The following is a 22,564-nucleotide window of genomic DNA, read 5'->3' as shown; positions in this document are numbered from 1 at the left end:
GGGGTTCCTGCCTTTCGTGTCACTTCCCAACCTAGGAAGGCGGGACCCGGGGCACCGCTGGCGTCGGTCATCGGTCGTGAGGACTTACGTCCCTTCGCCGGTTTACGTCCACAAAGGACGAAGGTCCGGTCGTGGCGGCCGGGCCAGGTCGCTCCTCACGGCTTCGCCAACCGGCGCCGGGCGAGCAGCGCGAGCCCGAGCAGCACGACCACGAGTGCCACGGTCACCCGCTGGACCGGGGCCCGCACCCCGATCACCCCGAACTGGATCGCCAGCCAGCCGGTGAGCACCGCACACGCCGCCAGCGCCGCGATCGGCGCGCGGAAGTCGATCCGCCACGCGAACACCGAAGCCCAGGCCAGGGACCCGCCGATGCCGAGCGCCAGCGCCAGCCCCGGCAGCACCCAGCTGGTCAACCCGAGCGGCGCCAGCCAGGCGACGGGCATCCTGAAGCCCGGCGCGCCGGCCATCAGGGAGATCCCGCCGTACACCGCGCTCGCGGCCAACACCGTCTCGAAGGTGGCCAGCAGCCGCATCGTCGCACGCGTTCGCAGGGTGGTCACGGTTCTCCCCCGGCCTTCTGGGGCCGTACGACCGCCACCGGGCACGGCGAGTGCGCGATCAGCGCCTGGCTCGTCGAACCGAGCAACATGCCGGTGAACCCGCCGCGGCCGCGGCAGCCGACCACGATCAGCTGCGCCTGCTCGCCGAGCTTCCAGCAGGGTCCGCACCGGGCGTCCGCGCATGACCTGGACCTCGATCGCCAGATCCGGGTACTTCTGCTGCCAGCCCACGACCTGCTCGGCGAGCTTGACTCGCTCCGCCTCCGCGATCTCCGCCGCATCCTCCTGCAGCGGGTGCGGCCGGAGCATGCCGTCGGCGAGGACGTCGCTCCAGGTGTGCACCGCGACGAGCCCGGTGCCGCGCAGCCGCGCCTCTTCACAGGCGAACGCGAGCGCGGCCTCGCTGTCAGGCGAGCCGTCGGCACCGACGAGCACCGGCCCGCTGACCGGCGGCGGGTCCTGCGGCATCCGGCCGCGGACGACGACGATCGGGCAGTGCGCGTGCGCGGCCACCGCGACGGCGGTCGAGCCGACGAGCAGGCCGGTGAACCCGCCCAGCCCGCGCGAACCCAGCACCACCAGTTCGGCGTGCTGCGACTCCTGCACCAGGGCGGTGACCGGGCTCCACTCCCGGGCGGCCGTGGTGACCGCCAGGCCGGGGTGCTCGGCGAGCACCGCGGCCCGGGCGTCGGCGAGCCGGCCTTCGGCCCGTTCGGCCAGGCCCGCCCGGACCTGCTCGTGGGTCCCGAACGCGACCGGGGCCTTCACGGGCGGCAGGGCGTAGATCTGCACGAGGCGCAACGGCCGGCCGCGGCGGACGGCCTCGGCCCCGGCCCAGACGGCGGCACGCAGCGCCGAACCCGACCCATCGATCCCGGCGACGACGGCACCGTCAGTGAAGCCGTGCATGGCTGTCCTCCTCGTGGATGAGCTGTTGGACCCGGTCATAACGGTGGCGGGCGCGTTCCTCGGCGGCTTGTTCCTCTTCGGCGGTCAGCACGACTGCGTCCGGGCCGGGGAAGACCGTCGACACGTGGTCGTCGGCGGTCCAGCGGACGACGTACGGGGGCGTGCCGTCGGCCGAGTGGACCTCGAGGATCCGGCCCCGCTGTTCGGGTGCGTCGACCCGGGGGCCCTTGATGACGAGCCAGTCGCCCGGCTTCGCGTGCATGGCCTTTCCCTCTCTCAGACGTCCACAGTGGATGGTTCGGGTGTGGTGGGCGATCCGGGGTGTCGCGACGCGCGGTGCGCGGCGACCCCGATCAGGACGGCACCGCCGGCCAGCACCACGGCCCCGGAGAGCAGCAGGCCGAAGGCGATCCAGCCGAGGGCGGGTGCGGTGGCGCCGGCCTCGGCGCGCACGGAGATCCCGCGCGAGGCGTCGGCGTTCATCACGACCGCGGTCCACTGCCCGTCGCGCACCGGCCAGCCGATGCTCTGCGTGCCCGGGCCGGACGCGCTCGCGACCCAGATCCCTGCATCGCCGGGCGGGACGGCCGGGGCGCCGCCCGGGTGGGTCCGGTCGCCGGGAGCCGTGTACTCGGTCGCGGCCAGGTACCGCTCGACGGCGTCGGTCCGGCCGATGCCCACGAAGACCGGGCGGCTGTCCGTGCCGGTGGCCCGGATCCGGACGTCACCGACGATCCCGGCCACCTTCGGCGTGGACACGCCCTGCAGCCGCACGGGGTCGCTCGCGACGGCGTAGCCGCTCGCGACGACCGTGGTGGAGGCCGTCAGGTAGCCGTCGGCGTCCCGCTGGGTGCGGTCGGCCCAGAGCAGGGTCGCGCCGCCGGTCAGCAGGCCCATCGAGCCCAGCACCAGCACCGCGCCCGAGATCGCGGCGGCGATCCGCCCGCCGGTCCAGCCGGACGGCCCGGCCGGGTGCGCAGGCGGGCGCGGGTGCGGCGGCTCGTGGCCGGCTTCGGCGCCGCCCATGTCGAGCCGGAACGGCGGGTATTCGTCGGTCATCAGCGACACGTAGGCCGCGACCCGCAGCACCCAGCGGTCCATCCCGAGCACGAAGTCGAAGATCGGCCGGGGGTAGCGGCCGGTGAACAGCAGCACCACCCCCGCCACCAGGACGAGCACGCCCACCAGACCGCCGGCCGCCCAGGTGAAGTCATCGCTCCCGTCGCGGGCCGCCAGCCAGCTGCCACCGCCCACGAACACGCCGACGACGATGAAGTGCGGGATGGCCAGCAGCCACCACTTCACCAGTACCAGGCCGCGGGAAAGCCGTTCGGGGTAGGCGATCTCGAGCCGGGCCGGGTAGTCCGGGACGTCGGCCAAGGTGAACGGCGGGTACCGGTCGGTGCCGAGTGCGGCGTAGGAGTAGTACTGCACCCGCCAGCTCCAGCGCAGCACGCCGGAGGTGAAGTCGAACAGCGGCCGCGGGTACCGGCCGGTCACCAGGATCGCGAAGAACGCGGCCATCGTGACGAACGGGTAGGCGAACCACAGGAACGCCAAAACGACGTAGTGCGGCACGGCCAAGAGCCACTTGACCAGCCACAGCCAGCGGGAAAGGGGTTCGTCCAGGCTCGCTTCGACCCGGACGGGATAGGTCTTCGGGATGGTCATGACGTGCTCCTCACGACTTGGGCCAGTGCGGAACCGATGTCCCGGCCCCACGCGCGGATCGACGGCCAGTCCCGGTTGTCGCCGTCCGCGACCCGCAAGGCCGCCACGACGGCGCGCTCGGGAAAGTGCAGCGAACGGCGGTCGATTTTCCCGCCGAACAGCCGGTGCCCGCGGGCCCCGAGCCGCCGGACCAGGTCCTCGACCGCGACCGGCTCTTCGGCCGGCTTGTCCTGCTCACCGATCGGGCCGCTGGAGAAGAGCCAGACCGGCACGCGGCGGAGTTCATCCGAAAAGGACTCGGCGAGTTTCCTGGCCGGCTCCAACCAGTGTCCCATGTAGACGGCGCTGCCGAGGACCACGGCATCGAAGCCCTCGACCGAGTGCACCAGGCCCGCGTCGCGGACCTCGACCAGCGGCTCGACCCCAGCATCGGTCAGCGCGGCGCCGACCGCGGTGGCAACGTTCTCGGCGATCTCCCTGGTGGCGCCATGCCGGGTGGCCACCGCGACGAGGATCTTCATGTCGTCACCGTCGCTTCTTCCCAGAGTTCGACGCCGACGACGCCGTAGACGGTCTTCGCCAGCGCGGTCACGACCCGGCGTTCGGCCTCGTCGGTGAAGGCGCCGCGGATCGTCACCATGCCGCCCGTGACGGAGATCGTCCAGCGGTCGCGGTGACCGGAGTAGTCGGACAGCAGCGCGTTGAGGTGCGAGGCGATGGAGTCGTCCTGGCGCACCAGCGGGCTGAGCATGTCGCGGCGGCTGACGATGCCGACGAGCACGCCGTCGTCGACCACCGGGATGCTGCGCAGCCGGTCGCCCAGCATCCGCCGGGCGATCTCGGTGACGTCGGTGTCGAGGCCGACGGTCTCGGCCGGCGTGGTCATCATCGAGCCCACCAGGAGGTGCGGCGCCGGGCCTTCGCCGGCGACGCCGCTGCGGAGCGCGTCGGCCTCGGTGAACATGCCGAGCACGGCGTCCTCGGCCCCCACCACCGGCAGGGCCGCGACGCAGTGCTCGGTGAGCAGCACGATGGCTTCGCGGACCGGCGTTCCCGGGCCGACCCGCACGACCGGCCTGGTCATGATGTCCCGTGCCTTCATGGTGGTTCCCTCGTTTCCGTTCAGTGCACGACCGCGACCGGGCAGGCCGCGTGCGCGAGCAGGGCGTTGCCGGTCGAACCCAGCACCCCGCCGGCGACCGGGCCGCGGCCACGGGTGCCCACGACGATCAGCCGGGCTCCGGGAGCGGCGGCCAGCAGGGCGCGGGCCGGGCTGCGGTCCCGCAGCGCCTGGGCCGTGATCTCCAGCGCCGGGTACTTGCGGGCCCAGCCCGCGAGATGCGCTTCCAGCTCCCGCTGCTCGACGTGGCCGTCACCGATGCGCCAGGCGTGCACGACATGCACCCGGGCACACACCGCGGCCGCCTCCTCAAGGGCGAACCGGAGCGCATGCTCACTCGAACCCGACGGATCGAACCCGACGAGCACCGGCCCGGTCCGAGTGGACCGCTGCCCCGGCACAACGACGACGGGGCACGACGCGCCAGCCGCGACCCGCAGGGCGACCGAGCCGATCAGCGCGCCACGCAAGCCACCAAGGCCGTGCGAGCCGAGGACGACCAGCGCCGCATCGGCCGACTCCGCGAGCAGCAAGTCGACGGCGAGCCCCAGCCGGACCTGAGTCTCGACCCGCACACCCGGCGCCTGCTCACGAGCGACCTCCGCGGCGCGGCGGAGGAAGCGATAGACGTGCTCCAGCAGCAGCTCGGAGTCGTCGTGGGGTCGTTCGTCTCCGAAGACACAGGCGTGCAGCAGCCGCAGTGTCGTGTCCCGGCGCACCGCTTCCGCGGCGGCCCAGCGGACCGCGGCGAGCGCGGCCGCCGAGGCGTCCACCCCGGCCACCACCGGGCGGGTCGCGGTTGCCGTCATCACGTCCTCCTCGGGTTCGGTCACCCCGGCAGCATGCGCGTCCGGTGTACTCACGGGTCAGAGCACGAAGTCCTTTTCGCCGGGGACCAAATCCGCCTGTCCCGCGACCGCGGGACGCCGACCCTGGTGGCCATGACCGAAACCGATCTGCTCATCGACCATTTCCTGCCGCACCCGCAGTTCGAGCTGGTGCGCACCGCCGTCGTGGACGCGCCGGTGAAGGACACCTACGCCGCCGCGCGCGAACTCGACTTCACCGACGTCCGCGGCGGCGTCGTCTCGGCCGCCGGCTGGGTGCGCGCGCTGCCCGAGCGCTGGCGCAACCGGCGGCACGGCCCACCGCGGCAACCGACCCGGCTCACCCCCGACGACCTCGACACCGGCTCGGAGTGGGCCCTGCTCGGCGAGCGGCCGGGCAGTGAGTTCGCACTCGGCGTCGCGGGCAAGTTCTGGAAACCGGTGATCCCGTGGCGCCGCGTCGAGGCCGACGACTTCGCCGGCTTCGAAGAGCCCGGCTACGGGAAGATCGTCATGGCCGTGTCGACCCTCCCGTACGGCCCGCACCGCACGCTGCTGACGGTGCACACGCGGGTCGCGATGACCGACCCGGAAAGCTGGCTGAAGTTCCGCCGGTACTGGCGGCTCTCCCGGCCCGTCATCGGATCCGTGCACACCGCCCTGGTCCGCACGATCGCCGTGAGCGCCCGGAAACAAGCGCTCACGGCCTACACGCGCGCCGATCAGGACTGAGGCTCCCCCGCCGGCCGCCGAGGCTCGTCCTCGGCGGCCGGGACGACGTCCTCACCGTTCTCCTTGATCGCGTGGTGCTCGACCGCGTACAGATACGGTGCCAGCTTGGGGCCGTGGCGGCCACGCTCGGCGACGTCCCGGCGCGCTTCGGCCTCGATGGCCGCTTTCTCCCTGGCATCCATGGTTTCCTCCTCGGGTTCAGCGCGGCAGCAGGGTCGCCGCGTGGTCGGGAACGTAGGTCTGCAGCCGCCGGTCGGGCCGGAAGTAGCCGGTCGGCCCGGGGCGCGGCGGCAGCGAAACCGCCGGGCGGGACACCTCGTGGTAGGGCACGCTGGAGAGCAGGTGCGCGATCATGTTCAGCCTGCCGCGCCGCTTCTCCTCGCTTTCGACGACGTGCCAAGGGGATTCCGCGGTGTCGGTGTGCACGAACATGTCGTCCTTCGCCCGCGAGTAGTCCTCCCAGTGGGTCACGGACTGCAGGTCGACGGGCGAGAGCTTCCAGCGGCGCATCGGATCGTCGATCCGCGCGGCGAACCGCCGTTCCTGCTCGTCGAGGCTGACGGAGAACCAGTACTTGCGCAGCAGGACACCGTCGTCGACGAGCAGGCGTTCGAAGATCGGGCACTGCTGCAGGAACCGGCGGTGCTCCTCGGGCGTGCAGAACCCCATCACGCGCTCGACGCCGGCGCGGTTGTACCAGCTGCGGTCGAACAGCACGATCTCGCCCGCCGCGGGCAGGTGCTCGATGTAGCGCTGGAAGTACCACCGCGTCCGCTCGCGCTCGGTCGGGCTCGGCAGCGCCGCGATCCGCACCACCCGCGGGTTCAGATGCTCGGTGACGCGCTTGATGGTGCTGCCCTTGCCGGCGGCGTCGCGGCCCTCGAACACCACGACCAGGCGGACGCCTTCGTGGCGCACCCACTCCTGCAGCTTGACCAGCTCGGCCTGCAGCCGCAGGAGCTCCCGTTCGTAGACCGGGCGCGGGATCCGCGACTTCTTCCTGTCCGCCATGCTTCGACGGTACGAAGCGGGCACCCGCGCGGGCTGCGGCCGGACGTCGGCGTCACGGAGGTCTTTGGTCCCTCCGGACGAGGCGGTGCGGCCCTCCCCGCCCGCGCCCGCGGGGAGGATGGTCCGGGCATGCGAGCCACCTTCCCGCTCGGGCGCCCGGCCGGTATCCCCGTCGGCGCGCACTGGTCCGTGCTTATGATCATGGCCCTGCTGGCCGACCTGCTCGCCGGGTCGCTGCTGCCCGAAGCCGCCCCCGGACTGCCGACGGCGGTGTACTGGGCCGCCGGGGTGGCCGGGTCCGTGGTGTTCTTCTCGTCGCTGCTGGTGCACGAGCTCAGCCACGCACTGGTGGCGCGGCACCGCGGACTCAGCGTCGACCGCATCACGCTGTGGCTGCTCGGCGGCACCACCGAGATTCCCGGCGAGCCGCCGAACCCCGGAACGGCCTTCGCGGTCGCTGTCGCCGGGCCACTGGCGAGCCTCCTGGCGGGTGCCGCGTTCCTGGGCACCGCCGTACTGCTCCCAGCGTCGGTGCCCGCCGTCGTGGTCGTCACGCTGACCTGGCTGGGCTGGACGAACCTCGTGCTCGCGGTGTTCAACCTGCTCCCCGGCACCCCGCTGGACGGCGGCCGGATCCTGCAGGCCGTCGTCTGGAAGCTCACCGGAGACCGCCGCCGAGCCCAGGCCGTGGCCGCCCGTGCGGGCCGCGTCCTCGGCGTGGTGCTGGCTTCGGCCGGGCTCGTCGAGCTGCTGTGGTTCGGCAGCCTCGCCGGGCTGTGGCTCGTCGGCATCGGCTGGTTCCTCGGCTTCAGCGCCCGGGCGGAGCTCGCGGCCGGCCCGGCTCGCGAGGTGCTCGCCCGGATCCGGCTGGGCGAGATCATGACGGCGGACCCGGTCACGGCACCCGGCTGGTTCACCGTGCGGGCGTTCGTCGACCAGGCCGCGTCCCTGCCGTTCCGCACCTACCCGGTGGTGTCGTTCGACGGCCGCCCGCTCGGTGTGGTCAGCCTGGCGGCTCTCGCGCGGGTGCCGGAAGAGGCCCGCACCTCGACCCGGGTGGAGGACGTCTGCGCCCGGCCGCCGGCGTGTCTCGTCGTCTCCCCCGAGACCCCGCTGACGGCGGTCCTCGGCCGGATCGGGGGCCGGCCGGGTCAGGACCTCGCGCTGGTGGTGGCGAACGGCGTCCTGGCCGGCGTCGTCAGCCCCGGCGACGTGGCGCGGACGCTGGAGCTGGCCGTGCTGGGCGCCGAAGCCCGCCGCCCGGCTCGGTAGGCGGGCTTCGGCGATCCCGCGTGGTCAGCCGGCGAGCGCGGTCACCCCGAGCCCGGCCAGCCCGGCGACCTTCTCACCACCTCGAGCCCGACGTAGACCAGGTGCGCGTGGCTGCGCGGGCCTTCCTCACCGGCGAGGACGCGATCGGATCGGCGAGTCAGCGCCGGGCGCACCGCGACCAGCTGCACGATCAGGACCAGGACCACCGCCCCGGCCATCGCCGACGAAACCACCGACCGGTGCCCCAGCAGCAGTGCCACCCACACCGCGGCTGCGAGCAGCACCTCGACCCGGTTGAGCGCGGCGAACACGAGGCGCCCGATGCCCAGTCCCACCTGCAGCGTCACCCCGGGCGCGCGAAACTTGAGCGGTGCCTCCAGGAACGAGATGCCGAGCACCAGGCCGAGCCAGATGAACGCGACCGCCGCGGCGACCGTCATGCGCTCGCTCCGGCCCGCCGCCGGACGACCGTGGCCGTGAGGGTCGCCGCGCCGGCCGCGGTGGCAGCGAGCAGGACGAACCCGAGCAGGTACGAGCCCGTGGCGCCGTAAACCGCGCCCATGACCAGCGGCGGGAAGAAGCCGCCCAGCCCGCCGGCCGCGCCGACGACGCCCGTCACGGCGCCCACCTCGCCCGGTGCCACCAGCCGGGCCACGAGTGCGAACACCGCGCCGGTCCCGGTGCCGAGGGCGCCGGCGATGCCGAGGAAGAGCAGCGTCCCGGCCGGTCGGAGGGGCGGCTCGAACGCGGCGGCGAGCGCCAGCACGCTGACCACCGAGAACACCCCGATGAGGATCTTGACGGGATCGGCCCGGTCGGACAGCCAGCCGCCGATCGGGCGCATCGCCACGGCGAGCACCACGAATCCCGCGGTGCGCAGGGCCGCGTCACCGCGGTCCAGGCCGAACGAGGTGACGAGGTAGGTGGGCAGGTACACGCTGAACGCGACGAAACCGCCGAACGCGACCGCGTAGAGCACCGAAAGCTGGCTGGTCACCGGCATGCGCAGAGCGGTCGCCAGCCTGCCGAAGAGGCTCCCGGCGGCCCGTTGCCGGTCCGGGCGGTCCCGCAGCACGAAGAACGCGAGTACGGCGTACCCCACGAGGATGGCGGCGACCAGGTCGAACGGGAAGCTGCTGCTGACGGCCTTGCTCAGCTGGACGGTCGAGAACGCCGAGATGGCTGTGCCGCCCATGCCGGCGCCGAAGACGCCGAGGGCCAAGCCGCGGCGCCGGGGCGGGTACCAGGAGTTCACGAACGGGATGCCGATCGCGAAGGTGGTGCCGCCGAGGCCGAGGAAGAAGCCGCCGGCGAGGTAGCCGGTCAGCGAACCGGCACCGTGCCCGAGGTAGAGCACCGGGATCGCGGTGAGCAGCGCGACCGCGGGGAACATGACCCGGGCGCCGAACCGGTCGGTGAGCGCGCCCACCGGGATCCGCCCGAGCGAGCCGACGATGACCGGGACCGCGACCAGGACGGCCTGCTGCACCGAGGACAAGTGCAATTGTTCACGCAGGGTCGCGCCCAGTGGCGACAGCAAGGCCCACGCCCAGAACGTGATCGCGAACCCGGCCGTGGCCATCGCGAGCATGAGGCCGGCGCCGGAATCCGGCCGCGACGGGGTGGAAGCGGGTTCTCCCCCGCGGGACAGGGACTTCGTCACGGCTGGCTCCTCGGGTGTGGACTCCTCGCTTCCATCGTCGGAGCACCGGAGCCGGCGCGGAATGGTCCTTGGTCTTCTCGATCGGTGACCTTCGGCGTAGCTTCGGGACGTCCGTCCTTGACATCGTTTCCACAGAGATCGAACTCGTGGGAGGCGCAGTGGCGCGAGGAGCGAAGGAGCCTGCGGGGACGGACGGCCCGCTGGCCGACGCCCTGCTGAAGACCGGCCGGTTCTTCACCCGGCGCGAGACCTCCGCCGACCTGCGGGCGGTGTTCAAGGAGGGCGGCCGCGAGGGCGACGTCTTCTACCGCGACCGCTGGAGCCACGACAAGGTGGTGCGCTCGACGCACGGCGTCAACTGCACCGGCTCGTGCTCGTGGAAGGTCTACGTCAAGGACGGGATCATCACCTGGGAGACCCAGCAGACCGACTACCCGTCGGTCGGCCCGGACTCGCCCGAGTACGAGCCCCGCGGCTGCCCGCGCGGTGCGGCGTTCTCCTGGTACACCTACTCCCCCACCCGGGTCCGGTACCCGTACGCGCGGGGTGTGCTGGTCGAGATGTACCGCGAGGCCAAGGACCGGCTCGGCGACCCCGTCGCGGCGTGGGCCGAGATCACCACCGACCCGGCGAAGCGGAAGCGCTACCAGTCCGCCCGCGGCAAGGGCGGCCACGTCCGCGTCTCGTGGGACGAAGCCACGGAAATCGTCGCCGCGGCGCACGTCCACACCATCAGGACCTTCGGTCCCGACCGGATCGCCGGGTTCTCCCCCATCCCGGCGATGTCGATGGTCAGCCACGCGGCGGGCTCCCGGTTCATCGAGCTGATCGGCGGCGCGATGACGTCGTTCTACGACTGGTACGCGGACCTGCCGGTGGCCTCGCCACAGGTCTTCGGCGACCAGACGGACGTGCCCGAATCGGGCGACTGGTGGAACGCCACCTACCTGCTGATGTGGGGCTCCAACGTGCCGGTGACCCGGACCCCGGACGCGCACTGGATGGCCGAAGCCCGGTACAAGGGCCAGAAGGTCGTCGTCGTATCGCCGGACTACGCCGACAACACGAAGTTCGCCGACACCTGGCTGCCCGCCCAGCCCGGCACCGACGGCGCCCTGGCGATGGCCATGGGCCACGTCACGCTCAAAGAGTTCTTCGTCGACCGCCGCGTCCCCTTCTTCGTCGACTACGTGCAGCGCAACACCGATCTGCCGTTCCTGGTGACGCTGACCGAGCGCGACGGCGCCCACGTGCCGGGAAAGTTCCTGACCGCGGCCGACCTCGGCGACGACGCCGAAGGCGCGGCCTGGAAGACCGTGCTGATCGACGGCGCAACCGGCGAACCATTTGTCCCCAATGGTTCCCTCGGTTTCCGCTACTCCGAATCCGGCGCCGGGAAGTGGAACCTCGAACTCGGCGAGGTTGCGCCGCAGCTGACGATGCAGGGTCCGGAAGCCGACGGCGTCGAGGTGCTGCTCCCCCGGTTCGACGCCCTCGACGGCACCGGCGGGGTCCTGCGCCGGGGCGTCCCCGCGCGGCGCGTGGCCGGAAAGCTCGTCACGACGGTCTTCGACCTGATGCTGGCCCAGTACGGCATCCACCGCGACGGTCTGCCGGGCACCTGGCCCGCCGGGTACGAGGACGCGGCCGAGCCGTACACGCCCGCGTGGCAGGAAGCGATCACGTCGGTGCCTGCCGGGCAGGTGGTCCGGATCGCCCGGGAGATGGCGGCCAACGCCGAGGAGTCGCACGGCCGGACGATGATCATCATGGGCGCCGGGATCTGCCAGTGGTTCCACGGCGACACCACCTACCGCGCCGTGCTGGCGCTGCTGATGCTCACCGGCTCGATGGGCCGCAACGGCGGCGGCTGGGCCCACTACGTCGGGCAGGAGAAGTGCCGTCCGGTGACCGGCTGGGCCACGATGGCGATGGCCACGGACTGGCAGCGCCCGCCGCGCCAGATGATCGGCACCGCCTACTGGTACACCCACACCGACCAGTGGCGCTACGACGGCTACCGCGCCGACGCGCTCACCTCCCCGCTCGCCGAAGGCAAGCTGGCGGGCAAGCACACGATGGACACCATCGCGCTGTCCGCCCGGCTGGGCTGGATGCCGTCCTACCCGCAGTTCGACGTCAACCCCCTGGACCTGGCCGACGAAGCCGACTACGACGTCGCCGCACACGTCGCCGACCGCCTGCGGGACGGCAGCCTGAAGTTCGCGATCGACGACCCCGACGCGCCGGAAAACTGGCCGCGCTGCCTGACGTTGTGGCGAGCCAACCTGCTCGGCTCGTCGGCCAAGGGCGACGAGTACTTCCTCAAGCACCTGCTCGGCACGCACCACAACCTCCAGGCGGAGCAAACCTCGCCGGACCAGCGTCCGCAAGACGTCGAGTGGCGGGGCGAAGAACCTCCCGAAGGCAAGCTCGATCTGCTGCTGTCGCTGGACTTCCGGATGACCAGTTCCACGCTGCTGTCGGACGTCGTGCTGCCGGCCGCGACCTGGTACGAAAAGCACGACCTCAACACCACCGACATGCACCCGTTCGTGCACGCGTTCACCCCGGCGATCGATCCGCCGTTCGAGTCGCGCACGGACTTCGACGCGTTCCACGCCATCGCCCGCCGGTTCTCCGACCTGGCCACCACGCACCTCGGCGTCCGGCGGGACGTCGTCGCCGTGCCGCTCCAGCACGACACCCCCGGCGAGACCGCCCAGCCCGGCGGCACGGTCCTGGACTGGCGCGCGGGCGAGACCGAAGCGGTCCCGGGCCGGACCATGCCGAACTTCGTGGTCGTCGAACGCGACTATCCCGCGGTGGCCGACAAGCTGGCCGCGATCGGCCCGCTGGTCGATCGGCTCGGCATGACCACTAAGGCCGTCACCTACCACCCCGACGAGGAAATCGCACACCTGGCGGCGAAGAACGGCGTCATGCTCGGCGGGGCGGGCGACGGCCGCCCGGCGATCGACACCGACGCGAAGATGGCCGAGGCGATCCTCGCGTTGTCGGCCACCACCAACGGCCGGCTCGCCGTGCAGGGCTTCGAGCAGCTCGAGCGCCGCACCGGCGTCCGGCTCGCCGACCTCGCCTCGGGCAGTGCGGAGAAGCGGATCTCCTTCGCCGACACCCAGGCCCAGCCGGTGCCGGTGATCACCAGCCCGGAGTGGTCGGGCAGCGAGACCGGCGGGCGCCGCTACGCCCCCTTCACGGTCAACGTCGAACGCCGGAAACCCTGGCACACCCTCACCGGCCGGATGCACTTCCTGCTGGACCACGACTGGATGCACGAGATGGGCGAGACCCTGCCGATCTACCGCGTCCCGCTCGACATGCACCGGCTCTTCGGCGAACCCGAGCTCGGCGAGACCGACGGCGCTTCGGTGACCGTGCGGTACCTGACCCCGCATTCGAAGTGGTCGATCCACTCCGAGTACCAGGACAACCTGTTCATGCTCTCGCTGTCCCGCGGCGGCCCGGTGGTGTGGCTGAGCGAACCCGACGCGACTGCGATCGGCGTGCACGACAACGACTGGGTGGAAGCGGTCAACCGCAACGGCGTGATGGTGCTGCGAGCGGTCGTGAGCCACCGCATCCCGGCGGGCACGGTGTTCGTGTACCACGCCCAGGAGCGGGTGGTGAACGTCCCGAAGTCCGAGCACACCGGGCGCCGCGGGGGCATCCACAACTCGCTCACCCGGATCCTCGTCAAGCCGACGCACCTGATCGGCGGCTACGCCCAGCTTTCCTTCGCGTTCAACTACCTCGGGCCCACCGGGAACCAACGTGACGAAGTCACCGTGATCCGGCGCCGCCGCAGCCAGAAGGTGGAGTACTGACATGCGCGTGATGGCCCAGCTGGGCATGGTGATGAACCTCGACAAGTGCATCGGCTGCCACACCTGCTCGGTGACGTGCAAGCAGGCGTGGACCAACCGCAGCGGTGTCGAGTACGCGTGGTTCAACAACGTCGAAACCCGTCCGGGACAGGGGTATCCACGCCGGTATCAGGATCAGGAACAGTGGAAGGGCGGCTGGGTCCGCACCCCCCGCGGGCGGTTGAAGCTCAAAGCGGGCGGCCGGTTCCGCAAGCTGCTCACGATCTTCGCCAACCCCGTACTGCCGAACATCCGCGACTACTACGAGCCCTGGACCTACGACTACGAGAACCTCACCGACGCACCGCTCGGTGACGACTTCCCAGTGGCGCAACCGAAGTCGCTGCTGTCCGGCGAGCCGATGTCGGTGGAGTGGAGCGCGAACTGGGACGACGACCTCGGCGGCGCCCCGGAACACGGCCCGCGCGACCCGATCGTCGAGCGGTTGCGCCAGGAGTCCGAGGAGAAGGTCAAGTTCTCCTACGAGCAGGCGTTCATGTTCTTCCTGCCGCGCATCTGCGAGCACTGCCTGAACCCGGCCTGTGTCGCGTCGTGCCCGTCCGGCGCGATGTACAAGCGGGCCGAGGACGGCATCGTGCTCGTCGACCAGGACCAATGCCGGGGCTGGCGGATGTGCGTGACCGGCTGCCCGTACAAGAAGGTGTACTTCAACCACCGCACGGGCAAGGCCGAGAAGTGCACCTTCTGCTACCCCCGCGTCGAAGTCGGGCTGCCGACGGTGTGCAGCGAGACCTGCGTCGGCCGCCTGCGTTACATCGGACTGTTCCTCTACGACGCAGACCGCGTCACCGAAGCGGCGTCCGTGGCCGACGAGCACGACCTCTACGAAGCCCAGCTGGACCTGCTGCTCGACCCCAATGATCCGGACGTGGCCGCGGCCGCGCGCCGCGACGGCATCGCCGAGGACTGGCTCGAAGCCGCACGGCGGTCGCCGGTGTACAAGCTCGCCAAGGACTACCGGGTCGCGTTGCCGCTGCACCCGGAGTTCCGCACGATGCCGATGGTCTGGTACATCCCGCCGCTGTCGCCGGTGGTCGACCGGCTCACCGAAACCGGGCACGACGGCGAGGCCGCCGGAAACCTCTTCGGCGCGATCGAAGCGTTGCGCATCCCGATCGGCTACCTCGCCGAGCTGTTCACCGCCGGAGACATCGCACCGGTCGACCGGGTGCTCCGGAAACTGGCCGCGATGCGCTCCTACATGCGCGACGTCAGCCTCGACCGGCCCCGCGACGAGTCGATCGCTTCCGCCGTCGGCATGACCGGCGGCGAACTGGTCGAGATGTACCGGCTGCTCGGCATCGCCAAGTACGAAGAGCGCTACGTCATCCCGACCGCGTACACCGGCGAAGCGCACCAGCTGGAAGAGCTCGGCTGCAGCCTCGACGTCGACGGCGGTCCCGGCATGGTCGGCAGCGGCCCGTTCGGCGAGGGCTCCGGCCGCGCGATGCCGGTCTCGGTCGAGACGTTCCACGCCCTGCGCGACCGCCAGACCAGCGACCGGGTCACTGACCTCGGCATGCCCGGCACGCGCGTCAACCTGCTCAACTGGGACGGCAAGGGCCGCCCGTTCCCCCGCACACCGAGAGGAGCGAGCCGTGAACCCGGACCTGTCCGCCCGCGAGCACGCAGTCGTGCTGCAAGCCGCGTCGCTCTGCCTGCAGTACCCGGACGAGGATCTGCGGGCGACGCTGCCGACAGCGCGGGCCGCAGTTGAGGCGCTCCCCGCCGGAGAGCCGCGAGACCGCCTTCGGGCCTTCCTCGCGGAGACCGCGTCGATATCCCCGGGCGAGCTCGCCGAGCACTACGTGCGGGTGTTCGACACCCGGCGCCGCTGCTGCCTGTACCTGACGTGGTGGAGCGACGGGGAGACCCGGCGCCGCGGCAGCTCTCTCGCCGAGCTGAAGTCCCGCTACCGGGCAGCCGGGGCCGAGTTCGACAGCACCGAACTGCCCGACTACCTCCCGGCGGTGCTCGAGTTCGCGGCCACGGCCGACCTGGCCGGCGGCCTTGCGCTCCTGCAGGAACACCGGGCCGGGATCGAACTGCTCCGCCTGGCCCTGCTCGACGCCGCCACGCCGTACGCGGCGCCCGTGCAAGCCGTCTGCGCGCTGCTGCCCGGCCCCTCCCCCGACGACGTCGCCGCGGCCAAGGCCCTCGCGCGCAGCGGCCCGCCGCGGGAACAGGTCGGCCTGGATCTCGCCCCGTTCGGCACCGTCCCCGCCGGAGGCCCCCGATGAACTTCCTCCTCTGGGGCATCGCCCCGTACGTCATGGTCGCCGTGCTCGTCGGCGGGACCGTGTGGCGCTACCGCTACGACAAGTTCGGCTGGACCACGCGATCCTCGGAGCTGCACGAGTCCCGTCTCCTCCGGATCGGCAGCCCGCTGTTCCACTTCGGGCTCCTCGTGGTGATCGTCGGCCACGTGATCGGGTTGCTGATCCCGAAGAGCCTCACCGACGCGCTCGGCCTCAGCCAGGAGGCCTACCACGTCCAGGCGCTCGTCCTGGGCACGATCGCCGGACTGTCCACTTTGGCCGGTATCGGGATCCTGGTCTACCGCAGGCGCACGACCGGACCGGTGTTCCGCGCGACCACGGCCAACGACAAGCTGATGTACCTGGTGCTCGTGGCCGCGATCGTCGCGGGTCTGGCGACCACCCTGCTCGGCGCCGCGGGCGGTGAGGAGCACAACTACCGGCTGACTGTGTCGCCGTGGTTCCGCTCCCTGTTCATCCTGAATCCCGACGTCGAGGCCATGAGCCACGCGGGGTTCGCCTTCCAGCTGCACGTCCTGGCCGGCATGGCGCTGTTCGTCCTCTGGCCCTTCACCCGGCTGGTGCACGCCTTCACGGCACCGCTGACCTACCTGGTCCGGCCCTACATCGTCTACCGCTCACGGGACCGGGTCGTGCCGTCGCGACCGGCACGCCGAGGGTGGACCCAGGAGAACGCCCGGCGCACCAAGCGGAGGTGATCACCGGTCACGCGGACGGGAGCGTGAAATACGCTTCCTCCTCCTGCGCGAAGTGCAGCGTCAGCACCGCGTCCAAGCCGTAGAGCGTGGCGCGCAGGTCGTCGACCTGGTCGGGCTGGATGCCGTCCGGCGCCTCCGCGAGGTGCCGCTGCAGCCGCCGGGCGAGCCGGCCGATCTCGGCGTGTGCGCGGCTCATCGTGACCGTGCCCTCCGGACCGCCCAGCGCGGGGGCCAGCGCCGGGTACAGCTCGGTTTCCTCGGCCTGCTCGTGCGGCAGCAGCTGCTCGGTCAGCAGCCTTGCGGCCATGCGCGCGGCACTGTCCGCGTCCGGCGTCGCCCCCTCGGTCAGTGCGTCGGCCGCCTGCCGGACCGCGACCCGAGCGGGCAGCAGGCGTTCGTGCTCGGACTCGAACCGCCGCACCAGCTCGGCGGGCGCCGGGCCGCCGAGCTTGACGCCGCCCAGCGCACGCAGCGCGTTCAAGATCACGACGACGTCGATGGCTTCCTGGACGAGGGCACCGGCGACCGGCACCAGGAAACCCCCGGCCGCGGCGAGCATGGCCAGGAGCGACAGCAGCATCCCGGCCACCGCGCTCTGCACGGCGAGCCGGCGCGACCGGCGGGCGATCTCCGCGGCGTCGGCGAGGCGGTCGAGCCGGTCGTCGAGGATCACCGCGTCCGCGGCCTGCGCCGCCGCGGTGGCACCCCGTGAGCCGAGCGCGACGCCGACGTCCGCCGCGGCCAGCGCGGGCGCGTCGTTGACGCCGTCCCCGGTCATCACCGTCACCCCGCGCGCGCTCGCGGCTTCGACCGCGCGGACCTTCTCCGCGGGCGTCACCTCGGCCTGGACGTCGTCCAGGCCGAGCATCGCCGCGACTTCGCGCGCGTTGTCGACCCGGTCCCCGGTGAGCAGCCGGATCTCGCCGATTCCGGCGGCGCGCAGCCGCCGCATCGTGCGCGTGGCGTCCGGCCGGATGGGGTCCTTCGCGAGCAACGCGGCCACGGGCTCACCGCCGACCTCCACCCACAGCACGGACGCGAGATCGAGCCGTCCCCGCCGGGCCGCGCCGCGCGCCCAGGCGGGCAGTTCCGTCCCGGCGGGAAGCCGGCCGACGCGGACCTCGTGGTCACGGACCCGGCCGGCGACGCCGGACCCCAGCTGTTCCTCGACGTCCTCGGCTGACGCGGGCGCCACCCCGGCCGACGCCGCGGCCCGCACCACGGCCGCGGCCAGCACGTGCGGCGAGTACTGCTCCACCCCGGCGGCGAAGGCGAGCACTTCGGCCGCGTCGTGGCCCGGCGCACAGACGACGTCGGTGATCTCGGGCCGGCCACGGGTCACGGTGCCGGTCTTGTCCATCAGCAGCACCGCGACCCGGCCGAGAGCTTCGAGCGCGGCGCCGTCCTTGACGACCACGCCCGCTTTCGACGCCCGGGACATGCCCCCGGTGATCGCGATCGGGACAGCGAGCAGCAACGGGCACGGCGTGGCGGTCACCAGCACGGCCACCGCGCGTCCGGCTTCGCCGGTCAGCGCCCAGGCGAGCGCGGCGATCAGCAGGGAGGCGGGCAGGAACCAGACCGCGACGCGATCGGCAACCCGGGCGACCCGCGCGGTGCGGGCCGCGGCCTGTTCGGCGAGCCGCACGACCCCGGCGTAGGCGCTGTCGGCGGCGGCCGCGCTGGCCCGCACGTCGACCGCGGCGCCGGCGTTCACCACTCCGCTGTGGACGGTGTCGTCCACGGGCCGGGTCACCGGGAGGGGTTCGCCCGTCAGCGCCGACTCGTCGAAGGTCCCGCCGTCCGGCAGGACGCCGTCCACCGGCACGACCTCGCCCGGCAGCACGACGATCAGCTGCCCGGCACGCACGTCGTCGACGGGCACGGTTTCGTGCCCGGTCTCCGTGCGCCGGTGCGCCACGCGCGGCGCCCGGTCGAGCAGCGCGGTCAGGTTCCGGCTCGCCCGCCGCTGCGCGCCGGCTTCGAGCACCCGCCCGGTGGCGACCATGGCCGCGACGATCGCGCCGGCCAGGTACTCCCCGACCGCCACAGTGGCCACCAGGGCGAGGACAGCCAGCAGGTCGGCACCCCACCGCCGGGCGCGCAGATCGGCCGCGACCCACACGACCGCAGGCACCAGGGTGATCACGTCCGCGGTCGCCCACACGACGTTCGCGGCGATCGGCGCACCCGTCCACCACGCGGCCCCGCCGGCGGCTACGAGGACCAGGACACCCGCGAGCAGCCCGAACTCCCGCAGCCTCGACCGGCTTTCTTCAGCACGCACGACGACCCCCGTGGCCGGCGGTCAGGAGGGTGACCAGGGACTCCGGCAGCAGCTTCAGCACGTGGTCGAGCTGCCCCGGTGAGCAGAGTTCACCGAGCGCCGACGTCACCGCCGCGGCCGCCGCGGGCACTTCGGCGCGGGTGAGGCCGGCCGAGCCGGCGAACCGGGCGACGAAGCCGTCCACCTCGTAGCGGGTCGGCACGTGAGCCGGGTTCCAGCCCTCGTAGAAGACGCCGCGGAGCAGTTCGGGCAGCTGAGCCGCGAAGTGCGCCGCCGACTGGACGGTGAGCCGGTCGCGCACGACGTGCAGCCACGCCCGGAGCACGCGGTACGCGAGCTGCTGGTCGTCGGCGCCGAGGCGGCCACGCACGACGGCCAGCCAGGTGTGCGCGGTGTTTTCCGCGTGGGCGAAGGGATCGTTCGACTGCGGCACGGCTTCCTCCTGGCGGGACGGACTTCGAGGTCCAGGTTCGGCCGCCGCCCGGCGCGGGGGAAAGAGTCCAAGGGCCTCAACCCTTGGGCGCGGACGGGCCCGACGTCCCCGCGGTCGAAGCACTTCGGCCCTGGGAGCCCATGTCCGCCGCGGCGAACATGGGGGGCAGCCCGTTCCGAGGAGGAAGCGATGGACCAGAACCTGCCCGACGCGTACACGGTGAGGGCGGCCGTCGCGCTCGCTGTGCGGGCTCCTTCCGTGCACAACACCCAGCCGTGGAGCTGGCGGTTCAGCGGCCGGACGGTCGAGCTGCGCGCCGACGAAAGCCGGCTGCTGCGGCACACCGACCCGGAGGGCCGCGACCTGCTCGTCAGCTGCGGGTGCGTGCTGCACCACTTCACGGTCGCCGCGGCGGCCTTGGGCTGGGCCGCACAGATCCACCGGCTGCCGGAACCCGGCGTGCCGGCGCGGATCGTGCTGGTCCCCCACGACACCCGCGACGGCGACATCGCCCTGGCCACGGCCATTCCCCGGCGCCGGTCGGACCGCCGCCGGTTCGCCGCGCGTCCGCTGCTCGTGCGGGACGAGGTCTTCCTGGCCAAGAGTGCCACCGATCAGGGCGGTGTACTCCGCTTCGTCGACGCGGCACCACAGCGATCGGCGCTGACGGCCGCCGCGGTGGAAGCCCAAGGACTGCACCGGGCCGACCCGGACTACGGCACCGAGCTGGCGGCCTGGAGCGGGCGCCGCTACGCCCCCGACGGCGTGCCCGCGCAGAACGCGATCCGCGCGACCGCCGCCCCGCGGGTGCGTGACTTCGCCGACGCCATGCTCCCCGACACCGGCGGCCCCGACGGCGCGGCCCTGACCGTGCTGGCCACAGCCGGCGACGACCCGATCGACCGCCTCCGCGCGGGCGAAGCGGCCAGTGCGGTGCTGCTGACCGCGACCCGGCTGAACCTGGCCTCCTGCCTGGTCACCGAACCGCTGGAGCCGGTCAGCACCCGCGGCGTGATCCGCGACTGCGTCCTCGGCGGCGGGCTCGAGCCCCAGGCGGTCGTCCGCGTCGGCTACCTCCCCGAGGGGGCGGCCCCGCTCCCGGCGACCCCGCGCCGCCCGATCGGCGAGGTCCTGCGGCCGGCGGCCCATCCCTACGGCGTGGGGCTTCCGGTCCCGGCCGAGCTGCGCGGCCACTGAGAACCGGCCAAGGCCCTTCGGTGCGACTAGTACGGGCAGCCGCAGTGTGGGATGTTTAGCGCGTTGTCGCTGGTAGCGGCTGTGGCGGGCGCGGGTTTGGTGGCGTCGGGGCCAGTGTGACCGGTGATGGGTGTGCGCTTCGCGGTGGGCGGGATCGGTTAGGGCGCCACGACTGGGGTGGCGCACTGGCGGCGGACTGGGCGTCTCGCCACTCGTCGCGGGTCCGGACGTTGGCGTTGACGGAAGCAGTCCTGAAGCCGATGACGTGGGAGGAGTTCCCGCCGGCGGGAGCGGAGTGTTCCGCGCGATCACGACCGGCAGGTCGCTCATCGGGGAGTTCTTGTCCGGCCTTCCGCCGGAGTACGCGACGTCGTTCCACTGCCCGTTGCTGCAGTGGGCCCGCTCAGAGCCCCTGGGCGGCGAGCCGGCCGGGGTAGTGGCCCGGATCGAGGCGCTCGGGCGGTGGCCGGCGTCTTCTTCGATTCCGAAGCTGCTGGTGACGTTCGAACCGGGCTCCGACACGATGCTGACCCCGTCGATGGTGGAGTGGCGCGCGCATCGGCGTTCGCGGCCTTGGAAGTGGTGCGCGGCCCGGAGAAGGCGGGGACCAGACTCCGGAGGAACAGCCGGACGCGCCGGCGAAAACGTTGGCGACCTGGTTGGCGGGCCTCCCGTCGTGACGCGGCGCGCTGAGGGCGTCTGTCTCCGTCAAGCCGGCCGACCGCTGGTACGGCAGTAGTTCCTCCTCCGGAAGGCACTTCGTCCCTATCCGGCCGGCCGGGATCTCCTCGACTGTGGGTGCTGTGCGCGGCCGTGGTGGTCGCTGGAACACGGGGAGGACCACGATGTCAACCGTTCGGCTTCATGCGATCTTCCTGGCGGTCGGTGCGCTCATGGCACTGCCGGCGGCTGGGGCGGCGGCTGCGCCCGGCCAGCGGGCGGCGCAGTTGGTCGAGTTGCGCCCGTTGGCCGGCGACGTCACGACTTTCGCCACCGCTGTCAACGACGGCGGTCTGGTCGTCGGCTATTCGGCCGTCAGCGGTTCGCTGTCTCCGCGGCGCGCCGTGCGCTGGGACAACACCGGTACGCCGACCGACCTGGGTACGCTCGGCGGCGCGCTCAGCACAGCCGATGCGGTCAACGACAACGGCCAGATCACCGGCTTCGCGGAGTTGGCGAACGGTCAGGTCCATGCTGCCCGGTGGTCAGCGGATGGGCGGATCACAGACCTCGGCACGCTGCCCGGCGGGACCACGAGTTACGGCGGCGATATCGCACCGGATGGCACGGTGGTGGGTACCTCCGATGCCTCCGATGGCCTGCGGCATGCAGTCAAGTGGGGTCCGCGAGGCCGGATCACCGACCTCGGCTTGCCTGCGGGAACCGAAGCCAGCTGGGCGGGACTGGTCAACGCTGCCGGCGACGTCGTCGGTGGGGCCGCAACTCACCTGGGCGTGATCACTTCGCTGCGCTGGAACCGGGACAACGTCATGGTCCCTCTTCCCGGCTTGGACGGGTCCGGTGCGTACGCATACGACCTGGCCGCAGACGGCACGGCGGTCGGGGAAGCCGATACTTCCGCCGCCGGCTACCCGGTGCGCTGGGATCGCGCGGGGCACCTGACCCAGCTGTCGGCGCAACGCGGTGCTGCCGGCGCGATCGGGGCTGACGGCACGATCGTCGGGCACGTGGAAGACCACGCCGTCAAGTGGGATCGACAGGGCCGTCCGATCACGCTGGGGGCACTGCCTGACGGGGCACAAAGCTGGGCACGCGATGTCAACGGCCGCGGTGTGGTGGTCGGCAACGTCATGCGCTCCGATATCGCAGCCGGGCGCGCGGTGTACTGGGACCGCAACGGGCGCATCGTGGAACTGCCGACCCCGGACGGCGCCCAAGACGGTGGTGCCGAGAAGATCAATCGCAGTGGTCTGGTCATCGGCGGCTTCTCGCTCGTCAGCGGCGGACATCATGCTGTGCTGTGGAAGTGAAGC

20 protein-coding genes and 1 pseudogene are annotated in these 22,564 nt (G+C 72.2%); 8 read left to right on the top strand and 13 right to left on the bottom strand.

Features of this window, described 5'->3' with window-relative positions:
- Positions 1–155: 155 nt before the first annotated feature.
- The 7 genes and pseudogenes from QP939_RS34200 to QP939_RS34170 all read right to left on the bottom strand — a co-directional run bounded on the left by QP939_RS34200 (position 156) and on the right by QP939_RS34170 (position 5,096).
- Entirely contained in the window at positions 156–563 is a 408-nt protein-coding gene (locus tag QP939_RS34200) for a hypothetical protein (protein ID WP_285450407.1), read from the bottom strand.
- Positions 560–1,472: pseudogene (locus QP939_RS34195) on the bottom strand (universal stress protein). Before QP939_RS34195 ends, QP939_RS34200 begins: the two are co-directional and overlap by 4 nt.
- Positions 1,456–1,734 carry a DUF1918 domain-containing protein gene (locus tag QP939_RS34190; RefSeq protein WP_285450406.1) on the bottom strand — a complete coding sequence of 93 codons (279 nt, stop codon included), beginning with the start codon at positions 1,732–1,734 and terminating at the stop codon, positions 1,456–1,458. Before QP939_RS34190 ends, QP939_RS34195 begins: the two are co-directional and overlap by 17 nt.
- Before the next feature lie 14 nt (positions 1,735–1,748).
- A complete protein-coding gene (locus QP939_RS34185; protein WP_285450405.1) occupies positions 1,749–3,143 on the bottom strand; it encodes a DUF4389 domain-containing protein in 1,395 nt (464 codons plus the stop codon).
- A complete protein-coding gene (locus tag QP939_RS34180) occupies positions 3,140–3,664 on the bottom strand; it encodes a flavodoxin domain-containing protein (protein ID WP_285450404.1) in 525 nt (174 codons plus the stop codon). The genes QP939_RS34185 and QP939_RS34180 overlap by 4 nt, the downstream gene beginning before the upstream one ends.
- A complete protein-coding gene (locus QP939_RS34175) occupies positions 3,661–4,245 on the bottom strand; it encodes a CBS domain-containing protein (protein ID WP_285450402.1) in 585 nt (194 codons plus the stop codon). Before QP939_RS34175 ends, QP939_RS34180 begins: the two co-directional genes overlap by 4 nt.
- A 20-nt stretch (positions 4,246–4,265) precedes the next feature.
- The gene (locus QP939_RS34170; RefSeq protein WP_285450401.1) at positions 4,266–5,096 is read right to left on the bottom strand and encodes a universal stress protein; all 831 of its coding nucleotides are present in this window, start codon (positions 5,094–5,096) and stop codon (positions 4,266–4,268) included.
- Between the two features lie 108 nt (positions 5,097–5,204).
- Here QP939_RS34170 and QP939_RS34165 point away from each other — a divergent pair, with 108 nt between their 5' ends.
- On the top strand, positions 5,205–5,822 hold the full coding sequence (locus QP939_RS34165; RefSeq protein WP_285450400.1) for a hypothetical protein: 618 nt from the start codon (positions 5,205–5,207) through the stop codon (positions 5,820–5,822).
- On the opposite strand, the gene QP939_RS34160 is transcribed toward QP939_RS34165, so the two are convergent.
- Positions 5,813–6,004 carry a hypothetical protein gene (locus QP939_RS34160; protein ID WP_285450399.1) on the bottom strand — a complete coding sequence of 64 codons (192 nt, stop codon included), beginning with the start codon at positions 6,002–6,004 and terminating at the stop codon, positions 5,813–5,815. The genes QP939_RS34165 and QP939_RS34160 overlap by 10 nt on opposite strands.
- 16 nt (positions 6,005–6,020) lie before the next feature.
- Positions 6,021–6,833 (bottom strand): polyphosphate kinase 2, encoded by an 813-nt coding sequence (ppk2, locus tag QP939_RS34155; protein WP_285450398.1) that lies wholly within the window; start codon positions 6,831–6,833, stop codon positions 6,021–6,023.
- 129 nt (positions 6,834–6,962) lie between these two features.
- On the opposite strand from ppk2, the gene QP939_RS34150 reads away from it, so the two are divergent.
- Positions 6,963–8,105: a site-2 protease family protein gene (locus QP939_RS34150; protein WP_285450396.1), complete on the top strand. Its 1,143-nt coding sequence runs from the start codon at positions 6,963–6,965 to the stop codon at positions 8,103–8,105.
- A 41-nt stretch (positions 8,106–8,146) separates the two neighbouring features.
- Here QP939_RS34150 and QP939_RS34145 read toward each other — a convergent pair whose 3' ends face one another.
- Both QP939_RS34145 and QP939_RS34140 read right to left on the bottom strand, forming a co-directional pair.
- Entirely contained in the window at positions 8,147–8,545 is a 399-nt protein-coding gene (locus tag QP939_RS34145; protein ID WP_285450394.1) for a hypothetical protein, read from the bottom strand.
- Positions 8,542–9,768 carry an MFS transporter gene (locus QP939_RS34140; RefSeq protein WP_352247990.1) on the bottom strand — a complete coding sequence of 409 codons (1,227 nt, stop codon included), beginning with the start codon at positions 9,766–9,768 and terminating at the stop codon, positions 8,542–8,544. The genes QP939_RS34145 and QP939_RS34140 overlap by 4 nt, the downstream gene beginning before the upstream one ends.
- Positions 9,769–9,926: 158 nt before the next feature.
- On the opposite strand from QP939_RS34140, the gene QP939_RS34135 reads away from it, so the two are divergent.
- The 4 genes from QP939_RS34135 to narI are packed head-to-tail and all read left to right on the top strand — an operon-like array spanning position 9,927 to position 16,653.
- Positions 9,927–13,616 (top strand): nitrate reductase subunit alpha, encoded by a 3,690-nt coding sequence (locus QP939_RS34135; protein ID WP_285450392.1) that lies wholly within the window; start codon positions 9,927–9,929, stop codon positions 13,614–13,616.
- 1 nt (position 13,617) lies between these two features.
- Positions 13,618–15,393, top strand: coding sequence for a nitrate reductase subunit beta (narH, locus tag QP939_RS34130; protein ID WP_285450391.1), 1,776 nt, complete (start codon positions 13,618–13,620; stop codon positions 15,391–15,393).
- Positions 15,275–15,916: a nitrate reductase molybdenum cofactor assembly chaperone gene (gene narJ / locus QP939_RS34125; RefSeq protein WP_285450390.1), complete on the top strand. Its 642-nt coding sequence runs from the start codon at positions 15,275–15,277 to the stop codon at positions 15,914–15,916. Before narH ends, narJ begins: the two co-directional genes overlap by 119 nt.
- A complete protein-coding gene (gene narI / locus QP939_RS34120) occupies positions 15,913–16,653 on the top strand; it encodes a respiratory nitrate reductase subunit gamma (RefSeq protein WP_285450389.1) in 741 nt (246 codons plus the stop codon). Before narJ ends, narI begins: the two co-directional genes overlap by 4 nt.
- Before the next feature lie 7 nt (positions 16,654–16,660).
- On the opposite strand, the gene QP939_RS34115 is transcribed toward narI, so the two are convergent.
- Both QP939_RS34115 and QP939_RS34110 read right to left on the bottom strand, forming a co-directional pair.
- Positions 16,661–18,940: a heavy metal translocating P-type ATPase gene (locus QP939_RS34115; protein ID WP_285450388.1), complete on the bottom strand. Its 2,280-nt coding sequence runs from the start codon at positions 18,938–18,940 to the stop codon at positions 16,661–16,663.
- Entirely contained in the window at positions 18,930–19,373 is a 444-nt protein-coding gene (locus QP939_RS34110) for a DUF2267 domain-containing protein (protein WP_285450387.1), read from the bottom strand. The genes QP939_RS34115 and QP939_RS34110 overlap by 11 nt, the downstream gene beginning before the upstream one ends.
- 189 nt (positions 19,374–19,562) lie before the next feature.
- Between QP939_RS34110 and QP939_RS34105 the strand changes: the two genes are divergently transcribed.
- Both QP939_RS34105 and QP939_RS34100 read left to right on the top strand, forming a co-directional pair.
- The gene (locus QP939_RS34105) at positions 19,563–20,570 is read left to right on the top strand and encodes an Acg family FMN-binding oxidoreductase (protein WP_285450386.1); all 1,008 of its coding nucleotides are present in this window, start codon (positions 19,563–19,565) and stop codon (positions 20,568–20,570) included.
- A gap of 845 nt (positions 20,571–21,415) precedes the next feature.
- Positions 21,416–22,561, top strand: a complete 1,146-nt coding sequence (locus QP939_RS34100) for a hypothetical protein (protein WP_285450384.1) — start codon at positions 21,416–21,418, stop codon at positions 22,559–22,561.
- The last annotated feature ends 3 nt before the right edge of the window (positions 22,562–22,564 follow it).

The organism is Amycolatopsis nalaikhensis (assembly GCF_030264295.1).
Classification (GTDB): Bacteria; Actinomycetota; Actinomycetes; order Mycobacteriales; family Pseudonocardiaceae; genus Amycolatopsis; species Amycolatopsis nalaikhensis.
The sequence above is the reverse complement of the archived record's forward strand: the minus strand, read 5'-3'. Positions and strand labels throughout refer to the sequence as shown.

Coding starts and splice junctions, on each gene's coding strand:
- QP939_RS34190 (WP_285450406.1), bottom strand. CDS start 1,734: ATGCACGCGAAGCCGGGCGACTGGCTCGTCATCAAGGGCCCCCGGGTC.
- QP939_RS34185 (WP_285450405.1), bottom strand. CDS start 3,143: ATGACCATCCCGAAGACCTATCCCGTCCGGGTCGAAGCGAGCCTGGAC.
- QP939_RS34180 (WP_285450404.1), bottom strand. CDS start 3,664: ATGAAGATCCTCGTCGCGGTGGCCACCCGGCATGGCGCCACCAGGGAG.
- QP939_RS34175 (WP_285450402.1), bottom strand. CDS start 4,245: ATGAAGGCACGGGACATCATGACCAGGCCGGTCGTGCGGGTCGGCCCG.
- QP939_RS34165 (WP_285450400.1), top strand. CDS start 5,205: ATGACCGAAACCGATCTGCTCATCGACCATTTCCTGCCGCACCCGCAG.
- QP939_RS34160 (WP_285450399.1), bottom strand. CDS start 6,004: ATGGATGCCAGGGAGAAAGCGGCCATCGAGGCCGAAGCGCGCCGGGAC.
- ppk2 (WP_285450398.1), bottom strand. CDS start 6,833: ATGGCGGACAGGAAGAAGTCGCGGATCCCGCGCCCGGTCTACGAACGG.
- QP939_RS34150 (WP_285450396.1), top strand. CDS start 6,963: ATGCGAGCCACCTTCCCGCTCGGGCGCCCGGCCGGTATCCCCGTCGGC.
- QP939_RS34145 (WP_285450394.1), bottom strand. CDS start 8,545: ATGACGGTCGCCGCGGCGGTCGCGTTCATCTGGCTCGGCCTGGTGCTC.
- narH (WP_285450391.1), top strand. CDS start 13,618: ATGCGCGTGATGGCCCAGCTGGGCATGGTGATGAACCTCGACAAGTGC.
- narI (WP_285450389.1), top strand. CDS start 15,913: ATGAACTTCCTCCTCTGGGGCATCGCCCCGTACGTCATGGTCGCCGTG.
- QP939_RS34105 (WP_285450386.1), top strand. CDS start 19,563: ATGGACCAGAACCTGCCCGACGCGTACACGGTGAGGGCGGCCGTCGCG.
- QP939_RS34100 (WP_285450384.1), top strand. CDS start 21,416: ATGTCAACCGTTCGGCTTCATGCGATCTTCCTGGCGGTCGGTGCGCTC.